This window comes from Streptomyces sp. 8P21H-1, assembly GCF_013302945.1.
The window spans coordinates 1-2,735 of sequence record NZ_JABTYA010000051.1 but is presented as its reverse complement, the minus strand read 5'-3'; the positions used below and the strand labels follow the sequence as shown (position 1 = coordinate 2,735).

Below are 2,735 nucleotides of genomic sequence, written 5' to 3'. Positions count from 1 at the left end.
CCGCGGCCTCGTCGGCGACCGCGCCGCCGACGGTGAACGGCAGCCGTACGTAGCCCTCGAAGGCGCCGTCCACACCGAAGCGGGGCCCGGACGGCACGCGCACGCCCACCCGCTCGCCGACCTCGGCCAGCCGTGAGCCGGACAGGCCCCCCGTGCGCACCCACAGCGTGAGCCCGCCGCCCGGCACGTCGAACTCCCAGCCGGGCAGCTCCCGGCGCACGGCCGCCACCAGCGCGTCCCGGTTCTCGCGGGCCTGGTCGCGCCGCACCCGCACGGCCTGCTCCCAGCCGCCCGTGCCGAGCAGCCAGTTCACGGCGAGCTGTTCCAGGACGGGGGTGCCGAGGTCGGCGTACGCGCGGGCCGCGACCAGGCTGCGGATCACGTCGGGCGCGGCGCGGACCCAGCCGATCCGCATACCGGCCCAGAATGCCTTGCTGGCCGAACCGACCGTGACGACCGTGGAGCCGGCCGGGTCGAACCCGCAGACGGGGCGCGGCAGGGCGAGTCCCTCGTCCAGGTGCAGCTCGCTCATGGTCTCGTCGACGACCAGCACCGTGCCGGCCGACCTCGCGGCCTCGACGAGCTGGCGCCGCTGGTCCTCGCCGGCCAGCGCGCCGGTCGGGTTGTGGAAGTCCGCGACGACGTAGGCGAGGCGGGGCGCCGCGTCGCGCAGCACCTGCCGCCAGCGGTCCAGGTCCCAGCCCGCGAGCCCTTCGGCCATCGCGACGGGCACCAGCCTGGCCCCGGTCTCGCGCATCAGCTGGAGGATGTTGGCGTACGAGGGCGACTCGACCGCGATCCGCTCCCCGCGCCCGGCGAAGAGGTGGCAGATGGCGTCGATGGCGCCCATGGCCCCGGTGGTCACCATGATCTGCTCGGGCATGGTCGGGATGCCGCGGGCGGTGTACCGGTCGGCGAGCGTCCGGCGCAGCGCGGGCAGTCCCGCCGGGTAGTCGCCGTGCGTGTGGGCGTACGGCGGCAGTTCCTCCAGGGCGCCGCGGACGGCGCGGGTGAGCCAGGGCTCGGGTGCGGGCAGGGCCGCGCACCCGAGGTCGATCATCGAACCGAGGGCCTCGGGCGGCAGTGGCTCCAGGCCGCGTGCGGGCAGCGGGTTGCCGGCCGGCACGGCGGTCCAGCTGCCCGCTCCCCTGCGGGACTCCAGGAAGCCCTCGGTCCGCAGTGCCTCGTAGGCGGCCGCCACGGTGGTGCGGCTGACGGACAGCGACAGGGCCAGCTCGCGCTCGGCGGGCAGCCGCGCGGCCACCGGGACGCGCCCTTCGAGGACGAGCAGCCGGATGCCGTCGGCGAGGGCCCGGTAGGCGGGCGGGCGGCGGGTGCCGGGGCCCGCCGGACGTTCCTGCTGGGAGCCGAGGAGCCGGGCGAGCTGGGCGGCTCCCACCGCTGAAGTCCACTGCACCATGATTTCCGGTCCACCTTCCTCGGATTGGCCATGGAAGAGGCCGCTTCCCACCCCGAAGACTGCCACGGATCAGGCCACCGCCACCACCGGGAGCACACCTTGTCCACGCCCAGGCCCAGGCCCACGCCCGCCCCCGCGTCGGGGCGCCGCGCCCGCCGGCTCCTCCAGCTCTACGGGGGTCTGGTCCTGTACGGGGTGAGTTCGGCCCTCCTCGTGACGGCGGACCTGGGTCTGGAGCCCTGGGGCGTGCTGCACCAGGGGCTGGCCGGGCGCACGGGGCTGACGATCGGCGTCGTGTCGGTCCTCGTGGGAGCCGTCGTCCTCCTCCTGTGGATCCCGCTGCGCCAGCGCCCGGGCCTCGGCACGGTGTCCAACGTCTTCGTGGTCGGCATCGCGATGGACGGCACGCTCGCCCTCCTCCCGCAGGCGCACGCCCTCACGGTCCGCGTCCCGCTGCTGCTGGCGGGCGTCCTGCTCAACGGCGTCGCGACCGGCCTCTACATAGCGGCCCGCTACGGCCCGGGGCCGCGCGACGGCCTGATGACGGGCCTCCACCGGCGCACCGGCCGCTCGGTCCGGCTGGTGCGCACGGCCATCGAAGCGGCGGTGGTCGCGACGGGCTTCGCCCTCGGCGGCACGGTCGGTGCGGGGACGGTGCTGTACGCGGTGTCCATCGGGCCGCTGGTCCAGCTCTTCCTGCGGCTGTCCGCCGTCGCCCCCTCCTCACCGCCCGGCAGCACGGCCGTTGCCGCGGGGCCGTCCGGGCGGGCGACACTGCGCGGATGATCCCGCGCGTGCGCCACCCCTACCTCGACCACCCCGGCCCCCTCGCCTTCGCCCACCGGGGCGGGGCCGCCGACGGCCTGGAGAACACCGTGACCCAGTTCCGCCGCGCGGTCGGGGCCGGCTACCGGTACATCGAGACCGACGTGCACGCCACGGCGGACGGACGGCTCGTCGCCTTCCACGACCCGACCCTGGACCGGGTGACCGACGGGTGGGGCCGGATAGCGGACCTCCCCTGGGACGACGTGCGCCACGCGCGCGTGGCGGGCACCGAACCGGTCCCCCTGTTCGAGGAACTCCTGGAGACCTTTCCCGGGGTCCGCTGGAACGTCGACGTCAAGGCGGAGCGCGCGCTGCGCCCGCTGCTCGACCTGATCCGCCGCACCGGGTCCTGGGACCGCGTCTGCGTCGGCTCCTTCTCCGAGGCGCGGGTCGCCAGGGCCCAGCGCCTGGCCGGTCCCCGGCTGGCCACCTCGTACGGCGTCCGCGGCGTCCTGGGGCTGCGGCTGCGGTCGTGGGGCGTGCCGGC

3 protein-coding genes are annotated in these 2,735 nt (G+C 76.0%); 2 read left to right on the top strand and 1 reads right to left on the bottom strand.

Going from position 1 to position 2,735, the window contains the following annotated elements:
• On the bottom strand, positions 1-1,420 hold a 1,420-nt coding region (locus HO151_RS00995; protein ID WP_173894245.1), incomplete at its 3' end, for a PLP-dependent aminotransferase family protein.
• 99 nt (positions 1,421-1,519) lie between these two features.
• Between HO151_RS00995 and HO151_RS00990 the strand changes: the two genes are divergently transcribed.
• A complete protein-coding gene (locus HO151_RS00990) occupies positions 1,520-2,206 on the top strand; it encodes a YitT family protein (RefSeq protein WP_173894244.1) in 687 nt (228 codons plus the stop codon).
• On the top strand, positions 2,203-2,735 hold a 533-nt coding region (locus HO151_RS00985; RefSeq protein WP_173894243.1), incomplete at its 3' end, for a glycerophosphodiester phosphodiesterase family protein. The genes HO151_RS00990 and HO151_RS00985, both read left to right, overlap by 4 nt.